This window comes from Micropruina sp., assembly GCF_047602085.1.
Lineage (GTDB): Bacteria > Actinomycetota > Actinomycetes > Propionibacteriales > Propionibacteriaceae > Micropruina.
In genome coordinates this window covers 138,092-153,909 of sequence record NZ_JASGID010000002.1, presented here as the reverse complement: position 1 = coordinate 153,909, position 15,818 = coordinate 138,092, and the positions used below count along the sequence as shown (strand labels likewise).

The following is a 15,818-nucleotide window of genomic DNA, read 5'->3' as shown; positions in this document are numbered from 1 at the left end:
ACAAGCTCAACCAGCGAGGGTTGCGTTGATCAGCGCTTTCTCTAGGGAAGCCGATTCTTCGCTGGTCGAGCGTGTCGAGACCTCGCTTGTAGTTCTCTGACTAGGGGTTTCGACAAGCTCAACCAGCGGTAGGCGCATTGATCAGCAATTCCCCAGTGCCGCCGAAATGGTGGACGCCGCCGGACTCAAACCGAACCGCTGGCAGCGTCTACAACGACTTGATTCTACGTGGTGTCAGGCCAGACGCGCTACTGAAAGCCACGCGACCGTGGCCGAGTCGCTAGAGCCGGGCGTGGTCAGAACCCCAAGCAGACGCACTAGAACCGCCCTGACGGCGAGTGAACTGGACTCGATCAGAACCGCCCGGCTGGACGGTGAAAGCGTTGTCTCGATCACCAAGCGGTTCGGCGTCCACCGGATGACGGTGTGGACGCACACGAAAGACCTAATCGTCTGAGCGCTCACGCGGCGCTCGCCTGGCGATACGCGCCCGGTGTCACGCCGACGTGTTCGCGGAACAGCTTCGTCGCGTGGCTCCGAGAGCGCCAGCCCACGCGCTGTATCGCCGATGTGACAGTCATGTCGCTGTCTCGCAGGTACTTCGCCATCTGTTCGGCGCGGATCATGGTCAGGAACGCCAGTGGGGTCTTGCCGTATGCCTCGACAAACACGCTACTCAACCGCGAGGGTGACAGGTGAACCTCAGCAGCAAGGTCGCCGAGCGACCACCGCTGCTCTGGCCGCTCGCGCAGCAACTGCGCGACGTGTAGAACCTCAGCCCGTAGCGGTGCGAAGTGTCGATCACGCGGGAGTGTGGGCCGGATGTGCGCGCGCTGCGACAGGGAAAGGCGCACAGGCGAGACCTTGATGAACGGAGCGATCACGTAGGCGACCTGGAACCACAGGGCCTGCATCCTCAAGTAGTGCCGCACCGGGTGCCCGTCGACGCTGAGCCGTACCATCTCATCGACCCAGGGCATCAGCGTCCCGGCGCGGTGGTCGCCGAGCCGCAGGATTTGCGCGGGTTCGGTGTACATGGTCTCAGCGAACCCTTGGGCGTCGAGGCGGTCGTGCAGGAACGCGGCGTATTGCCAGCGCAGCTGGTCGAGCAGGTAGTCGATGTCGGCGTAGATCGTCGTCACTGTGATCTGATCTTCTGGTTCACCACCGCAAAGGACATTCGCGCCAAGCATCACAACGTCCCCTGATTTGATCGGCTGTTGCCCAAACTCGCTAAACAGGAAGGCCGCGCCGTCCCGCACGACGATGAACTTCACGCAGTCGTGGGCCACCGGCGCGACGGGACGCCGCAAAGTCTGAGTGGAGGCCAGGATCGGCTGGTAAACCTGCATGGCATGCTTCGCATCAGTCGGTGGCGGGCTCAGCGACCGTCGGACTGGTGCCCGAACGTTCCCCCACGCGTAGCACGCCCCTGAGAGCAGGTGCTTCGTGGCGTTGGCGGAGCCTGTGACCTCGACAGAGGGTTGTCGAGGTCACAGGCTCCGCACCATCACACATCTCGCACGTTCAGCGATCAGCCGCGCTGTAGCTTGAGGCAGATCGCTGTGCCTACCCCTTGAACGTAGGCGAGCTGGATCAGCAACTCGGTGAGCGGTTCGATGTAACGAGCATTGGCCAAAGGTCCGGCAGGAACGGCGTCGAACCCGAGCGAAGAGACAAACGCGCTAGTGATCTGTACCGCGTCGCCGTCGTCTCCCGCGATAGGCACAAAAACCGACCCATCAGGGAACGTGGCGGGATCATGATTCGGGGCGAGAACGCCGTTGAGTGCCTTGACCACTCGCGCGCTGGACAGGTGCTCGGCGACTTGTTCGCCGCCGGAGGTCGTGTAGCCGACAGTGAGCGCGGTGAAATCTGGGGTGAGCGGGTTCGTGGCGTCGATGACGACCTTTCCCGCAAGCGCATCCACCCACTCACCCGGAAGCTCGAGCGCCGCCTGATACGGCAGTGCCAGCACCACGAGGTCCGCAGCCGCAAGACTCGTGCTTGCCCGCTCTGTGTCGGTACTGCTGGTCAGGGTAGTCACCTGGTGATTGGCCTGCTCTGCCCGGCGACCCAACGGGCCTCCCACGTTTCCTGCTCCGATGATGACAACATTTGACATCGCTGTACTCCTTCTCGTTCAAATATCAGAGCCCCGCGTCGTTGCTGCGGGGGTCATTCCACTCTCGTTCACGTTCCGTCTCTGATCGAGACTCAACCTCGGAAGACACTGATCGTGGACTACGATCAGTAGCGAAGTGTGGTCGGAACAAGGAGAGGGCGTGAGCGGTGGCAGAGTTCGAGTTGCGGCAAGTGCGGATCTTCGTCACGGTGGCCGACGAACTCCATTTTCGTCGCGCCGCTGAACGCCTTTTCCTTCCGCAATCTGTGGTCAGTGAGCAAGTGAAACGTCTCGAACGCTCTCTCGGGGTCGAGCTGTTCGACCGAACCCGCCGCTCGGTGACCCTCGCGCCCGCCGGGGCACGACTTCTACCGCTCGCTAGAAGACTCCTTGATGATGCGGCGGCGTTGAGTGAGGCGGCAAGCCGCGAACAGGCAACTCGGGTGCTGCGACTTGGGATCGGACGCGGCATGGGCAGACGTCTCCCACAGGTGCTGAAGGCACTCGCTCATGATGGGTACACCGTCCGCACCGTTGAGACCTCACCCGCGGAGCGCGCAACACGCGTGAGCAATGGGCAACTCGATGCAGCCTTCTTCCGAGGACGCATACGAGACACAGGGCTTCGTGCGGAGCATGTCTGGGATGACTGGATCATCGCTGCCATGCCCGAGCACCATCCACTCGCAGCGCGTCAAGTAGTGACCCTTTCGGAACTCGCAGAGACGCCAGTCGCGTTGTCTGCGTACGACGTCAATCCGGCGCTCCACGATCTCTTGATCGGTGCTCTTGCCGCTGAGGGGAAGCGAGTGACACCGGGGATTGCATTCACCACAGTAGAAGCGACTTTCGCTGATCTCGTGGTGACGCCACAGCCAATGTGGACACCGGTCTATGAGACCTACGAGGCGGAGCACTCCTACGAAGGCATCCGCGCCATCACAGTCGAGCCACCATTGACTCTGCCGACATTCATCGTCACAGCCCCGACCGCACCGGCCGCGTGGCATGATGACCTCGCCGATGCCTGCCGCCGCGTCGAGGCAACCCGCGCATAAGCCATCGCTTGCCGGAGCGCTCCTTGCTACAAGGTTCGACCAGGCAGATCTTGGCGGTTACCTCACTAGGCCGATCATTTCCCCACCCGTTCGGCACGGTCGTGCCCGAGTGGCTAGATTCGCCGGACTTGACCAACCGCCGCCCGCACCTCTCGTCGCACGTCTGCCGTCGCCTGACCGGCGACCTGTTTCGCTCGGGCGAGCGCGGCCTGTGCCACTCGGCGCTCTGCTGCTTGGTCGGCGGTGGTGACGGACTCGGCGTCGCCCAGCGGTGACGGGCCGCTGATGTCGTAGCGGTAGCGGTACAGCGCGACCGTGGCCGCGTGTGCCTCCCACCGCTCTCGCGCCTCGGGTCGTGGCCCTGGCTGTCCGAGCCGCGTGACCCATGCGGCTCCCGCTTCTTGGGCGTCGTGTAGGAGTTCGCGAGCGGCGTTTTCGATGAGCGCCCGCCGCTGTGTGAGCGCGGTCTGCATGTCGTCAGCGATCGGCTCGGCAGGCGTCGGGATGAGTCCAGCGACCCGTGCCCTGGCGCGTTTGCCGGGCCGGAGTTGCTGGGTGGCTTGATCGAGCATGGAGGCAAGCTGCGCTGCGGGATCAGCCTGGTCTTCGCCCGGCGTGAGCCTCGGCGCGAGCGCGGTGAGCGCGACCGTCGCAACATGCCCTACGGCTTCGTGGCGTGCCAGCGCGCCCTCCAAGTGCTCGTAGTAGGGGCTGGTGAACACGTCGTCGGCCACGTTCTCGGGGAATGGTGCGACATCGAGTAGCGCGGCCCAGCGGTCGATCTGCGCTTCGCGGGCGAGCACGTCGTACTCGGCGAGCAGCGTGGACAGCGAGGCGTGACGGTCTACCTCGAGCGTCAGCGTCTCGGTCGCGGACAGGTCGGCGTCGCTGCGGGCGAGCACCTTGGCAAGCCGATCGGTCAGGGTCAGCGGCTCGGGTTGGTCGAGATGCGGCTCGACCTCGTGCGGGTCGTGCACGATCACGTAGGCGTGGTTACGGTGCTTGCCGCGCGTCATCGCCACGTAGAACAACTCCCGCGACGCCGTTTCGGGATCGACCAGCGCGTGCGCGGTGTCCACACTGGCTCCTTGGGCGCGGTGGACGGTGGAGGCGTAGCCGAGTTCGAGTTCCTCGCGGACGTACTTCGCGGGCAACACGAGCGCCTTACCGTGAGGCTGGTCGCCGCGCCCCAATCGACGCACGGCCACGGAGCCGTCGTCGTATCGGTGCGTGACTTGCCAGCGGTCGCCGTTCTTGACCCACCCCCTGCCGGTGGATAGGCGGCGGTCGTTAAGCCGGGTGACGACGAGATCGCCGACGCCTGCGGTGGTGCCGTCGTGCAGACGCAGACCGTCGGCCTCAACCTGTTCGGCTTCGACCAGATCGGCGCGGGCGCGCTCGTTGAGTTGGGCGACCATCTCGCGGGTGCCCGCGATCATCAGCGTGCGCAGGCCCTCGTCGCGGTCAGTGCGCCATGCCTCGTAGATACTGTCGAGCATGGCCTCGGCGTCGCCATCGAGCAGCCTGCCCCGCTCCTGGTACTCGTCGAGCGCGGCCGTGTTCCCGTGCCGCAGACCGAGGCTCGCGGTCTTCTCCCAATCGTTGGCGAAGCGGCGAACATCGGTGAGTTCGGGAACGCTCTGCCGGTGGCGCACGAGCATCCCGAACGCCCCGCCCGTCTCCACCGCCGACAGTTGCGCCCAATCGCCGATGAGCACGACCTTGGCTCCGACCTTGGCGGCGTGCTCGGCGATGCGATCGAGCGCGAGGGTTCCGGCCAGGGAGGACTCGTCCACGAGCACGAGCTGCTCGGCTTCGAGGTTCCAGCGTCCTTTGGCGTGCTCGTAGAGGAACTTTGCGGTGTTCTCCGCCCGCACACCGAGCGAGTCGCCGAGCACTTCGGCGGCAGCCGCTGACGGCGCGAGGCCGATCACCGAATCGCGCCCATGCGCCGCCGTCCATGCACGGTGCAGGGCGCGCAGCGCGGTGGTCTTGCCGGAACCAGCGGGGCCGACCAGTAGATCGAGGGTAAGCCCGGAACGGGCGATGCGGGTGATAGCGACGGCCTGGTCGGGATCGAGCCGGACGCCCCTGATCTTGCGCGAGGTGTGCCGCGCGACGAGCCGCGCCGACAGTGCTGGCCCGCCGGTGTGCTGGCTGTGCGCGAGTAGGCGCTGCTCGGCGTCAAGGATGGCTTGGCTGGAGAAGGCGATCTGATCGACCGGCTGGAACCTGTTGCCCTCACCCTCGACGTAGTGAGCGGGCACGGCGCGGTCGTAGTCCGGCGTGAGGCGGATCGACTCGGCTTCGGCGTGCGCGACGATCTGATCGAGCACCTGGAGACGGTCGTTGGTGGTGGCGAACCGGACGCCCATGATCTGCCGCATCGCCTCGGCGTGCAGGTTGAAGCGCCCCCAGGTTGCGCGCCGGTTCGCCACCTCCATCAGCACCACGGCGGCGAGATCCTCGATCTGCTCCAGCCCAAGATCGTCCGCACGCAGCCGGGCTTCGGTCGCACCCCGGTCGAGCAGGTGCTGCGCCCAGGTGGGTGCGTCCTCGCCGAGCACGACCTCGGCACGCGCCCGCCAGTCGGCGGTCAGCTCCGCGAGTGAGTGCAGTTCCTTCTCGGGCCGCGTCTCCAAGGTCGCCTGCTGCCGCAGCCGCGCAATCGTCACCTTCGACGGCATCCGCCCATGCTCAGCCACATAGCTGTCGATCAGCCGCTGCGTCGCCTCAGCAATGCCCTCACCGTCGCCGGTCGTACCCCCGGTGGTGCGGCGAGAGAACTCCGCGATCAGCGCCGCCGGTACGCCCTCGATCTCCCACCCGATGTTGCGGTCTTTGCCCCGGTCGACGGGCACCCAAGTCACGCCGAGCAGCCGCGCAGTGTGATCGGTGAGAAAGGCGTTGTACGACGCCGAGAGCGCGACTGTCGCCCGGTGCAGGCGGCGCGAGTCGAGCGTGCGCCAGCGCCCGTCCTCGCCCTGCACCTTGTTCGACACCACGACGTGCGTATGCAGTTGCGGATCGGCGGCTCGGGAGTCGTAGTGGTCGAACGCGGTGGCGATCACGCCCACGATCGGCATCTGCGCGATACCGCCCGCGCCGACGCGGGTTGCAGCGACGCGCTCTTCCAGCAACGCGATCGTGTCGCGCATTGCGGCGTGATGCGCCTGCGCAATCAGGGCTTGCGTGCCCGCGTCAGCCACGCCCCAGATCGCGCTGACCGACTTGGGCGGGGAGAACGTCAGATCGAACCCCGCAACGGCGGTGCGCGGCTTCTTCGCAACCTCTTCCTCACGGATGCGCTCGACCGTCTGCTCTCGCGCCTCGCCATGCAAGCCGGGCTCGAGTCGTGCAATGCGTGCCGCAATCCGCTCGCGCGGGGGTTGCAACGAGGGGAACCTTTTGCCGAGCTTCTCGCCGGTGACCGGGTGAACTCCGTCGCCGAGCAGTCGGGCCAGGTGTTCCTCGGTCACGGTGTCGCCCTCGGCCAGCGCTGGGGTGCGCCCGTCGTCGAGACTCATCAGGCCGGTGCCAACCCACGTTCCGGGCGGGCTGCCGGACTCGGTGTAGTACCGGGTCAGCGGGCTGCTCATCTCCCGGTCGCCGTCGCCGACGACGACCGACTTCAGCAGGTACTCGTACCCCTTGCCGGACGACATGACCCGGATGGTCATCACCACGACGGCCCCTCCCCGAGACCGTCACTGGAGGGGCGATCTCGGGGGTCAGGTGCGCGCGCAGCGCGCGGCTCGCACTCTTAGTGCCAACAGTGTGGGGGGATTCTCGCGGCTCGGAACGGTCAGCTGGAAATGGACGGCTTCGCGCTGCCACTGAGAGCGCAGGTGCACCATTCGGGGCCGCGGTGACGGCTGACCAGATAGTTGAGAGTCACGCCAAGAACGGGGTTCCGAGTTCGGCGTAGTACGTTGTCGGCAGTGAGTTGTGGCGGATTTTACCGAGCCTGATCATTAGGCTGAAGCGATCCGGATCGAGATTTCCTACCTGAAGGGTTCGGTAGGGAAAGGCGGCGATACCGCCACCACGTACGATCCCACGGAGAGTGTGCGGAGAGGTGAGAAGGCTGCTTCGAGGGCGCAAGCGATGCTCTCGACATCAATCGGAGTCGTTCTCCGGGATGTCGACGGTGATGAGCGTGAGACCCAGGATTCTTGCTTCGGCGATTACGTCACGGGGGGCGTCGCTCGTGGTGACGATGGTGTCGAGGTCGGCTAGGTCGCCGAAGTGGTTGGCCGCGGTGCGGGAGAACTTGTCCCCGGCGGCGACAAGCACTGTGCGGTGCGCCGCGGTAAGGGCAGCACGCTTGACCTGCGCCTCGCCCCAGTCGGCCACCGTCAGGCCTGTGCCGAGTCGGGCGGCGCAGGAGCCGACGAAGGCGTAGTCGAAACGCATGTCCCGGATGGCGCGCTCGGCGCTGGCAGGCGTGAACGAGAGGTCGTCGTGACGGACGGTGCCGCCGGGGACGATCACCTGATTGCCCGGCTTGGACGCCAGTGCGGCTGCGGCATGGAGGGATAGGGCGAGTGCGGTCACGCCCCGGCCTGCCAGTTCCCGGGCGACAGCCAGAGCGGTGGTGCCGTTGTCGATCAGCACGCAGTCCCCGGGCTCCACGAGGCCCGCCGCAGCGCCCGCGAGTGCTCGTTTGGTGGGGGCGCGTTCTGCCTGCCGTAGCTCGAAGGGATACCTGGCACCGCGCGATGGCACGGGAGCCGCGCCTCCTCGCACCCGCTGCACGGAACCGCGCTCGGACAGCTCCGCGAGGTCGCGGCGCACGGTGATCGCCGACGCTCCCGTCAGGGTCACGAGGTCCTCGACGCTGCGGAAACCCGAATCCACCGAGGTAATGATCAATTTCTGTCGTTGTGATCGTTGCACGCGATCATTATAGATCGTACGGTCGTTGGATGGTGAACAGTTCGAGAGCTGATCGGCGCAGCACGGTCGGGGTGGGGGTGCTGTTCGCGAGCAACGGGGCGCTGTTCGCGGCGCTGCTGCCCTGGTACCCGCTGCTGACCGGGCGCATGGGGCTGACCGCGACCGAGTTCGGGCTGGTCGTAGCCTCCTTCGCGGTCGGTGCGATCATCTCCTCTGGCCTGCCGCCCCGACTGATCGCCCGCCTTGGCCCGGTGCGGGTGTCGCTGCTGGGAACCGCGGTGCTCGCGGCAGCGGTTGCGGCCGTGGCCTGGGCGCCCACCGGCGGGGCCTTCGCGCTCGCGCTGTTCGTCGCGGGGTTCGTGGACGCGATCGTCGACGTGGCCCAGAACGTGGCCGGGGTGCGGGTGCAGGACGCGGTCGGCCGCCCGATCCTGTCCTCGATGCACGCCCTGTGGAGCCTGGGTGGGGTAGCGAGCGGGGCGCTGTCTACCATGAGTGCGGCCAGCGGTGCCGACGCCCGCCTTCACCTCGCTATCCTCGCCGTCTCGGGAACCGCGCTCGTGGCCCTGGGTGGCTGGCTGATCGGGCCCCTTGCCGACAACTCTCCGTCCGACACCGCCGACGCGGGCCCGTCCGAGGCGGGGCGTCGGCGCTGGCGCTCCGTCGCAGTGCTCGCGCTGCCGCTGGTGGTCGTGGCGATCTGCGGGACGACGGTCGAGGACGTGGCCAACAACTGGGCGGCCCTCTCCGGCGTCCGGCTCGCCGGGCTCGACGCCGCCGTCGCCGGGACCGCGTTCACGGTGACCATCGGGAGCCAGTGCGTCGGACGATTCACCGGCGATCTCATGATCGGACGGTTCGGTGCCGGGCGGGTAGCGCGGATCGGCGGCGGCCTGATCGCACTCGGGGGCGTGCTGATCGTCTCGGCCACGAGCCCGCTGCCGCTGATCGCAGGACTCATCCTAGCCGGGTACGGCTCGGCGACCCTGGTACCGAGCGCCTTCAATGCCGCTGCGCGTCTCCCGGGCATCGGGCAGGGTGGCGGGGTCACCCTCATCAGTTGGCTAATGCGCCTCGGCTTCCTCGCCACCAGCCCGATCATTGGCGTGATCACCGACTCCGCGGGTCTCCGCTGGGGTATGGGGATCCTCATCCTGATCGGAATCACCACCGTGGCGCTGGGCGGAGTCCTCGACCGGCACGGCGCACGATGAGCCAGGATATGCGACTTCCGACGCGTCAGATCCGGCTCGTTGCGGTCGACATGGACGGCACCTTCCTCGACTCGGCCGGCGACTATGACCGGGAGCGGTTCGCCGCCCTTCATGCCAGGCTTCGGCAGCACGGCGTCACGTTCGTCGTGGCCAGCGGAAACCAGTACTGGGCGCTACGCCGCTACTTCACCGACTATCCGGACGTGCTCTACATCGCCGAGAACGGCGCTCTGACCGGCACCACGGACAGGCTGCTGCGCAGCTGTCCGTTCTCGCCCGCCGACGCCGTCGGAGCTGTCGCGGTCGCCGCAAGCCTGCCCTCGGTGTTCACCCTGGTCTGCACGTCGGAGGCGGCGTACGCCCTGCGGTCCAGCCACTCGTGGCACATCGACCGCCTGCGCCGCTACTATGCCCGGATCCGCCTCCTCGACGGCTTCGATGAGGTCCACGAGCCTGTTCTCAAGCTCGCCATCACCTGTCCCCGCGATGCCACCGAGGTCGTGCAAGCGCAGCTCGCCGAGGCCCTGCCGCCGGGCTGCACGCCGACTTCCAGCGGGCACGGGTCGATCGACGTCATCCCGACCGGCGTGAACAAGGGCATAGCGCTGGGCCAGCTCGGAGACCTTCTCGGGGTTCGCCTGGGCGACATGGTCGCATTCGGGGACGGAGGCAACGACCTCGAGATGCTCACGTGCGCGGGCATCGGGGTCTCCATGGCCAATGCGCCCGCTCACGTCCACGAGGCATCGGACCAGACCACCGGCAGCAACGACGAGGCGGGAGTCTTCGCCTGGCTCGAGCGTCATCGACACCTATGGGAAGTGCCGGAACCCCGCGTGTTTCCGACGACCACACGACAGGAGATGCCATGACAGACCGACGCAGCGACGACGAGACCGGCTGGTTCGACCGCTTCCTTCGACGGGCCCTCGAAAAGATCGAGGCAGACGGCCAGTGGTGGCTGCTCGACGACCCGGATGCAGATCGTACGGGAACTTGCCGATGACGCCGAACATCGATGGGGCGTAATCATTGAGGGAGTCTCCAAATCCACTCTCACGCACCATCGGAAAGTGCTCCGCGACGGCGGAGTCATCAACCGGCGGCCCTCGGGCCGAGAGAACCTGCTCTCGCTACGCCGCACGGACCTCGACCAGCGTTTCCCTGGACCGCTCAATAGCATCCTCGCTTGACCCGAACCTCGGTCTTGCGCGTGGGGAGGCAAGCGACGCACTGACCGCCACGACTGCCGTTGGACGAGGCAGCCTTGAGAACGGTCAGTAGACAGCGCGGAATGAGTTGTGCGCGAGTTTCAGCCACTGGTGGCCAGCACACGAACCGTGCATCGTCCGGTGGGGCCGGTGGCATATGACTGCGTGAAGTTCATCATCGTGCGCGACGGCTCTGCGTTCCTGTTCTCCGAATTCGGGCAACAGGTCGTCAAGCCCGGCGATGTCGTGATGCTTGGCGCGAACGTGCTCTGCGGGTCAGAACCCGAGGGCCACATCACGGTGACGACGATCTATGCCGACACGGACTTCTTGCTCGATCAGTTGCGTTGGCAGTACGCGGCGTTCCTCGAAGACCGTCTTGATGCCCAGGGGTTTGCCGAGACGATCTACACCGAGCCCGCGCAGATCCTGCGCCTGGGCGAGGACAGGGCCGGGATGCTGATGCCGTGGCTGGATGAGATGGTCGCGCTGAGCCTCGAGGAGAATCCGGTGCGGCACTATCTGCGGATGCAGGCGCTCTGGTTCCAGGTCGTCTACGTGCTCGCGCCGTTCATCAAGGTGTCGCCTGTCCGTCTTTCACGATCGCAACGCGCGCGCATCCGGCCCACGCTGCCACGCGACCGACGGTTCGCGCCGCTCCGGGCCGAGGTTCGCCACGTCGCTCAACTCCTGCGCGAGCGACCGGAACATCGGTGGTCACTCGATGAACTCGCCGCTGAGGTTCATCTGTCTCCCTCGCGGTTGAGCAGCGTGTTCGTTGAGGCGTATGGGAAGACGCCGCTCGCGTTTCTGACGATGATTCGGGCGGAGAACCTGGCAAGATACTTGCGAGAGACTGACCTCACCGTCGATGCCGCGATGCAGCGGGTGGGCTGGCACTCGCGGAGTCACGCGACCCGGTTGTTCCGTGAGTATGTGGGTGTCACGCCGGGTTATTATCGGCAGATGCGGCGCACCCTCAGCGAGTGAGGGGTGTGCTCGATCTTCCAATTCTGAGCCGCATCATCGAGAACATCGGTGTCCGCTCCCACTGCGTCGGGTTGTGCTGGTAGTCCGGTAGGGACTCGTCGGGTGCTTCGTGAAGCCTGACGGTCACCGTCTCCTTCCCTTGTCCGTCTCGTCTTCTCGTTCCTCCCGACGCACCTCACGGTCGTAGGGTCGCCCCGCTGCGGGGTGACCTCCGGTGGAAAGGAGGTCGGCGATGAATGAGGTACGCGACGCCCGCGCGGCGCACGACCTGATCGCGCAGCGCGCTTCGTCGGTCGCGGCGGTCTTCGCGCGGCTCGACATGGGTCTGCCGTTGCCACTCGTCGCGTCCGAGTTGGCTCGGCTGGGTGTGCCGGTGTTCCCGTGCGTGCCGGGCGGGAAGCGTCCTATCCCTCAGCGCGGCTTCCACGACGCGACCACCGACACCGAGCGGGTGGCGGCGTGGTGGCGGCAGCGGCCTGACGCGAATCTTGCGATCCCGACCGGCGCGGCCTCGGGTGTGGTCGTCGTCGATGTCGACGTGCATGGCGTGAACGGCTATGCCGCGCTCGAACGCGCCTCGGTCTCTGGGTTGCTGTCTGAGCCGTTGGCGGTCGTGACCACGCCGACGGGCGGCAGGCATCTGTACTACCCAGCAGACGTTGAGGGTGAGCAGCGGTCGTGGCAGGCGGGTCGGGTGGGGATCGACTTCCGGGGCGATGGCGGCTACATCATCGCCCCGCCGTCTCTGCGCACGCTCGACGGCCACCGGGTGCCGTACCACGTGGAGACGGTTGCTGATGGCCCGGCGGGGTCGTTGGCGGCGCAGCGGTTGCGGGACTTTCTCGACCCACGCCCGATCTACGCGCCCGTGCCTGCGCCGTCGGGTGGTTGGCCTTTGGATGTTGCTCGTTTGGCGTCGCAGGTCGCGCGCAGGCCGGAGGGTGAACGCAATCTCGGGTTGTTCAAGGCCGCGTGCCGGATGGCCGAGCACGGCCACTCGCCTCACGAGGCGCTTGATGCGCTCGGCCCGGCGGCGGGCCAGTCGGGGCTGGGTGAGCGCGAGATCACCCGAACAGTCACTTCGGCGTATCGGCATGTCAGCACCTACGGGCCGCGCCGCCTCGCCCCGGTACGCGGGGTGGATGCCGGGTTCGCCCGCGACGAACGAATCGTCTCGGTGTCGGCGAGTGGGCGGGGGCTGTGATGAGTGTCCGGCGACCTGCGTGGGGTTGGGCGGTGGTGACCGCTGCGACCGGCACCGTGCTGATCGGGGTCGGCGCGTTCTGGCTCTCGTTCATGGCCCTTGCTGATCTCGCTGGGCGTTCGGGGATCACGGCGAGGCAGGCGTGGATCTGGCCGCTGCTGGTCGACGGGCTGATCGTGGTCTCCACGATCGCAGTCGTCGCCCTCGATGGACGCGCTGGTGCGTGGTATCCGTGGGCGCTGCTGATCTGCGGGGCGCTGGTGTCGGTGGCTGCGAACGCGCTGCACGCGATCGTCGCAGCCGATGCCAGTGTGCCCGCGATGCTCGCTGCGACGGTCGCGGCGGTTCCGCCGCTGGTGCTGCTGGCCAGCACGCATCTCACGGTCGTCCTCACCCGCTCGACCACGACACCGCCTCGCGTGCCGCACCCAGCGGGCGAGCTGATGACCGTGACCGCACTCGCTCCTACAGGCGTGTCCGACACCGAACCAGATGCCGCACCGGATGCCGAAGCGGTGGTGGGTCGGCGTGAGCGGGCGGTGCGGCTGCGGGAGGCCGGCTGGTCGAACAAGGCCATCGCCGACGAGCTCGGCGTGCACTCCTCGACGGTGGGCCGCTGGTTCACCCCGCCGGTCGAGGAACCGGAAACCACCACAGGAATGGAGACGACATCATGAACACCGACCGAGACGAGCAGACGCAAGGGTACGACGACTGGCGCGTCGAGCAGGTGCCCGAACCGGACATGCCCGAAGACCGCAGCGAGGTTCGACAGGTTCCCGAGGCGGTCGCCGCTGCCGACGTGACCCAACGCAAGAACACCACGGTCGAGGCCGTCGCGTCTGACGAGATCACCGAAGCCACGGGAGCGGAGGCAGCCGAGGTCGAGCGGAAACTTCAGGGGCATCGGGCGCGAGGTATCGAGTGGGTGCGGCCCACCGATCTGATCGCCCGCAACTCCGCGTCGCTTGCCGGGCGCGGCATCGACCTCGAGGTCGAGATGGCCCGCCGCTCACGGGCACAGGTGGTGGGTGGGCTGCGGAACGTCGGCGACCGGGCGAGGCGGTTGTCGCCGGTATCGGCGTTCGGGCATGGTGCGCGGCATCACGCGCCGACGAGGGCTGCGGTCGGGAAGTCGTGAAGCGGTGAACCGCCATGCTGACACCTCTCGGAACCTCCGACCTCCGCCACCAGGTTGGTGCGCGGTGTGCACCTTTCCGCCAGGAGGTGCCCACCATGACCAACCACACGCCGCACGATGCGGCAGAGGATTTCACTCGCAGCGAGGGCTTGCGTGCCCTGCTGAACCGGCTGCACGAGAGCGGCCCCGGCGCGTGGCAGTCCGATCCGGTTGCCGCCGACCTGATGGCCTATGCCGCCGAGAAGTACGGGGCGCTGGCCCGCAAACACGGCCTCGACCCCTGGGAAGCAGCCAGTGCCGCGTTTGATGTGATGCGCAGCAAGGCTGCGCGCACCGCGCACGATCCGTGGGGTGTAGTGACGCACGCGGTGCGGATCACCTGCATCGCTGAGGAACGCGGGCAGGGCCTGTTGTGCTCGGTACATCAGGCCCGCCGCCCGCACTACTCCGCGTTCCACGACGCAGAACGGCTGTCGGATCGTGAGAACCCGCTGACCGACTATCACTCGGCGTTCCACGTCACCGACCCCGACCCGACCAGCGCCGACGAACCAGCCAGCGCGACGGCGTGCTGCACCGCAGGCTCGGCGACCGAAGACGCCATCGCACTGTTCACCCTGCTGGGCTGGCCTGCGCACATTGCCCGCGCCGGGGTGGAGCACATCTGTCAGGCCCTCGCCCGGTCGGGCAGTCGCCACAGCGCATTCGAGGCGCTGCGTCGCGACAAGCACGCCCGCGCCCTCCTCGATGTCGATGCGACGGCGTGGCAGGCGTTGCTGAAAGCGTTGCTCGGGCATCCCAGCCCGGCGTACGCCGCGACCGCTGCCGGGCGCGGCATCCTGCTCCGGTTGCTGATCGGTGAGAGCCTGCGCGCGCTGCTACGCGACGACGACCTCGTGTTGATGATCTCGCTCGCGGCCCCGCAGGCTGGGGGCCGGTCATGAGCAGGAACACCGGGCACATCGAACTGGACCGCACCGTCGACTCGATCATCGTCGGCAACCGGCACCGCGCCGACTTGGGCGACCTGGCCCCGTTGGCGGAGTCGATCGGCCGTGATGGTCTGCTGCAACCGTTGACGGTCACGATCGACGGGGTGCTGGTGTGCGGGGCGCGACGGTTGGCGGCGATCAAGCTGCTCGGCTGGCGCACGGTGAGCGTGTGGGTGCGGTCGGGGATCTCGGGAAGGCTCGGGCACCTGTTGGCTGAGCAAGACGACAACGTGCTCCACAAAGAACTCACCCCAGTCGAAGCCGCTGCGCTCTATCGGGAACTGCGAACCCTGATGGCCGAGGATGCTTCCCGCAGGCAGGCCGCGACACGCTTCAGCACACGGAATCAGCCCGGGAACGACGGTGTGGGAAATTTTCCCGCACCGTCAGAATCCGCAGGAGCCGAACCGGCAGGAACTGAACCGGTGGGTCGGGCCAGTGAGCAGGCCGCCGCGATGATTCCCGGCGGGGTGTCGTACAAGACGCTCGACAAGATCGACTACCTGCGGCAGGTCGCCGAGAACCCCGCCTGGCCCGAGGGCGTGCGTGGTGATGCTGCTGCCGAACTGGAACGCATCGACTCGGGTGCCCCGGTGCATCCCGGCTTCGAACGCATCCGCGCCGCCGTCACCGAAGCCACCGCCGAGGGCGAGAACCTGGAGACGCTCGCGCAGCAGGCCATCACCCGCGCACAGACCGCACAGACCGCACAGACCAAGCCCACTCCCACCGATTCACCGCGTGAGGCGGAGCCTGCCCGGTGGCCGGTGCGCGCGTTCGTCGCGACCTGGGGCGAGTTGGCCGACTGGTGGACCCACTACGACGCCGAGGCGCTGGCGGGCGATCTCACCGATGAGCAGATCGACTCGTTCTTCGCCACCGTCGACGGCACCGGCACCTTCGCGGACGAGCTGCGCACCGCCCGGCAGGAACTCGCCCACCCGCGCAGGCATCTGCGGGCGCTCTGAACCCCTCCGCAGGGTG

The 15,818-nt window shown here is 67.1% G+C and carries 13 protein-coding genes; 9 read left to right on the top strand and 4 right to left on the bottom strand.

Annotated elements, in window-relative coordinates; genetic code table 11:
• Nucleotides 1-461: 461 nt before the first annotated feature.
• Nucleotides 462-1,352: a helix-turn-helix transcriptional regulator gene (locus tag QM721_RS01530; protein WP_415118291.1), complete on the bottom strand. Its 891-nt coding sequence runs from the start codon at nt 1,350-1,352 to the stop codon at nt 462-464.
• Between the two features lie 182 nt (nt 1,353-1,534).
• Nucleotides 1,535-2,125, bottom strand: coding sequence for an NADPH-dependent F420 reductase (locus QM721_RS01525; protein WP_415118289.1), 591 nt, complete (start codon nt 2,123-2,125; stop codon nt 1,535-1,537).
• A gap of 167 nt (nt 2,126-2,292) precedes the next feature.
• Between QM721_RS01525 and QM721_RS01520 the strand changes: the two genes are divergently transcribed.
• Nucleotides 2,293-3,183, top strand: a complete 891-nt coding sequence (locus QM721_RS01520) for a LysR family transcriptional regulator (protein ID WP_415118287.1) — start codon at nt 2,293-2,295, stop codon at nt 3,181-3,183.
• A gap of 113 nt (nt 3,184-3,296) precedes the next feature.
• Here the strand turns inward: QM721_RS01520 and mobF are convergent, their stop codons facing one another.
• Nucleotides 3,297-6,848, bottom strand: a complete 3,552-nt coding sequence (mobF, locus tag QM721_RS01515) for a MobF family relaxase (protein WP_415120082.1) — start codon at nt 6,846-6,848, stop codon at nt 3,297-3,299.
• A 454-nt stretch (nt 6,849-7,302) separates the two neighbouring features.
• A complete protein-coding gene (locus QM721_RS01510) occupies nt 7,303-8,082 on the bottom strand; it encodes a DeoR/GlpR family DNA-binding transcription regulator (protein WP_415118285.1) in 780 nt (259 codons plus the stop codon).
• 29 nt (nt 8,083-8,111) lie between these two features.
• Between QM721_RS01510 and QM721_RS01505 the strand changes: the two genes are divergently transcribed.
• The 8 genes from QM721_RS01505 to QM721_RS01470 all read left to right on the top strand — a co-directional run bounded on the left by QM721_RS01505 (nt 8,112) and on the right by QM721_RS01470 (nt 15,802).
• On the top strand, nt 8,112-9,296 hold the full coding sequence (locus tag QM721_RS01505) for an MFS transporter (protein ID WP_415118283.1): 1,185 nt from the start codon (nt 8,112-8,114) through the stop codon (nt 9,294-9,296).
• An 8-nt stretch (nt 9,297-9,304) separates the two neighbouring features.
• Nucleotides 9,305-10,168 (top strand): Cof-type HAD-IIB family hydrolase, encoded by an 864-nt coding sequence (locus tag QM721_RS01500; RefSeq protein ID WP_415118280.1) that lies wholly within the window; start codon nt 9,305-9,307, stop codon nt 10,166-10,168.
• A 504-nt stretch (nt 10,169-10,672) separates the two neighbouring features.
• Nucleotides 10,673-11,497, top strand: coding sequence for a helix-turn-helix transcriptional regulator (locus tag QM721_RS01495; protein WP_415118278.1), 825 nt, complete (start codon nt 10,673-10,675; stop codon nt 11,495-11,497).
• Nucleotides 11,498-11,729: 232 nt separating this feature from the next.
• Nucleotides 11,730-12,701, top strand: a complete 972-nt coding sequence (locus QM721_RS01490; RefSeq protein WP_415118276.1) for a bifunctional DNA primase/polymerase — start codon at nt 11,730-11,732, stop codon at nt 12,699-12,701.
• A 32-nt stretch (nt 12,702-12,733) separates the two neighbouring features.
• The gene (locus tag QM721_RS01485) at nt 12,734-13,378 is read left to right on the top strand and encodes a DUF2637 domain-containing protein (protein WP_415118274.1); all 645 of its coding nucleotides are present in this window, start codon (nt 12,734-12,736) and stop codon (nt 13,376-13,378) included.
• Entirely contained in the window at nt 13,375-13,842 is a 468-nt protein-coding gene (locus QM721_RS01480) for a hypothetical protein (protein ID WP_415118272.1), read from the top strand. The genes QM721_RS01485 and QM721_RS01480 overlap by 4 nt, the downstream gene beginning before the upstream one ends.
• A 95-nt stretch (nt 13,843-13,937) precedes the next feature.
• On the top strand, nt 13,938-14,786 hold the full coding sequence (locus QM721_RS01475) for a hypothetical protein (RefSeq protein WP_415118270.1): 849 nt from the start codon (nt 13,938-13,940) through the stop codon (nt 14,784-14,786).
• Nucleotides 14,783-15,802: a ParB N-terminal domain-containing protein gene (locus tag QM721_RS01470; RefSeq protein ID WP_415118268.1), complete on the top strand. Its 1,020-nt coding sequence runs from the start codon at nt 14,783-14,785 to the stop codon at nt 15,800-15,802. The genes QM721_RS01475 and QM721_RS01470 overlap by 4 nt, the downstream gene beginning before the upstream one ends.
• Nucleotides 15,803-15,818: the final 16 nt, after the last annotated feature.

Coding starts and splice junctions, on each gene's coding strand:
- QM721_RS01530 (WP_415118291.1), bottom strand. CDS start 1,352: ATGCAGGTTTACCAGCCGATCCTGGCCTCCACTCAGACTTTGCGGCGT.
- QM721_RS01525 (WP_415118289.1), bottom strand. CDS start 2,125: ATGTCAAATGTTGTCATCATCGGAGCAGGAAACGTGGGAGGCCCGTTG.
- mobF (WP_415120082.1), bottom strand. CDS start 6,848: ATGTCGTCCGGCAAGGGGTACGAGTACCTGCTGAAGTCGGTCGTCGTC.
- QM721_RS01505 (WP_415118283.1), top strand. CDS start 8,112: ATGGTGAACAGTTCGAGAGCTGATCGGCGCAGCACGGTCGGGGTGGGG.
- QM721_RS01500 (WP_415118280.1), top strand. CDS start 9,305: ATGCGACTTCCGACGCGTCAGATCCGGCTCGTTGCGGTCGACATGGAC.
- QM721_RS01490 (WP_415118276.1), top strand. CDS start 11,730: ATGAATGAGGTACGCGACGCCCGCGCGGCGCACGACCTGATCGCGCAG.
- QM721_RS01480 (WP_415118272.1), top strand. CDS start 13,375: ATGAACACCGACCGAGACGAGCAGACGCAAGGGTACGACGACTGGCGC.
- QM721_RS01475 (WP_415118270.1), top strand. CDS start 13,938: ATGACCAACCACACGCCGCACGATGCGGCAGAGGATTTCACTCGCAGC.
- QM721_RS01470 (WP_415118268.1), top strand. CDS start 14,783: ATGAGCAGGAACACCGGGCACATCGAACTGGACCGCACCGTCGACTCG.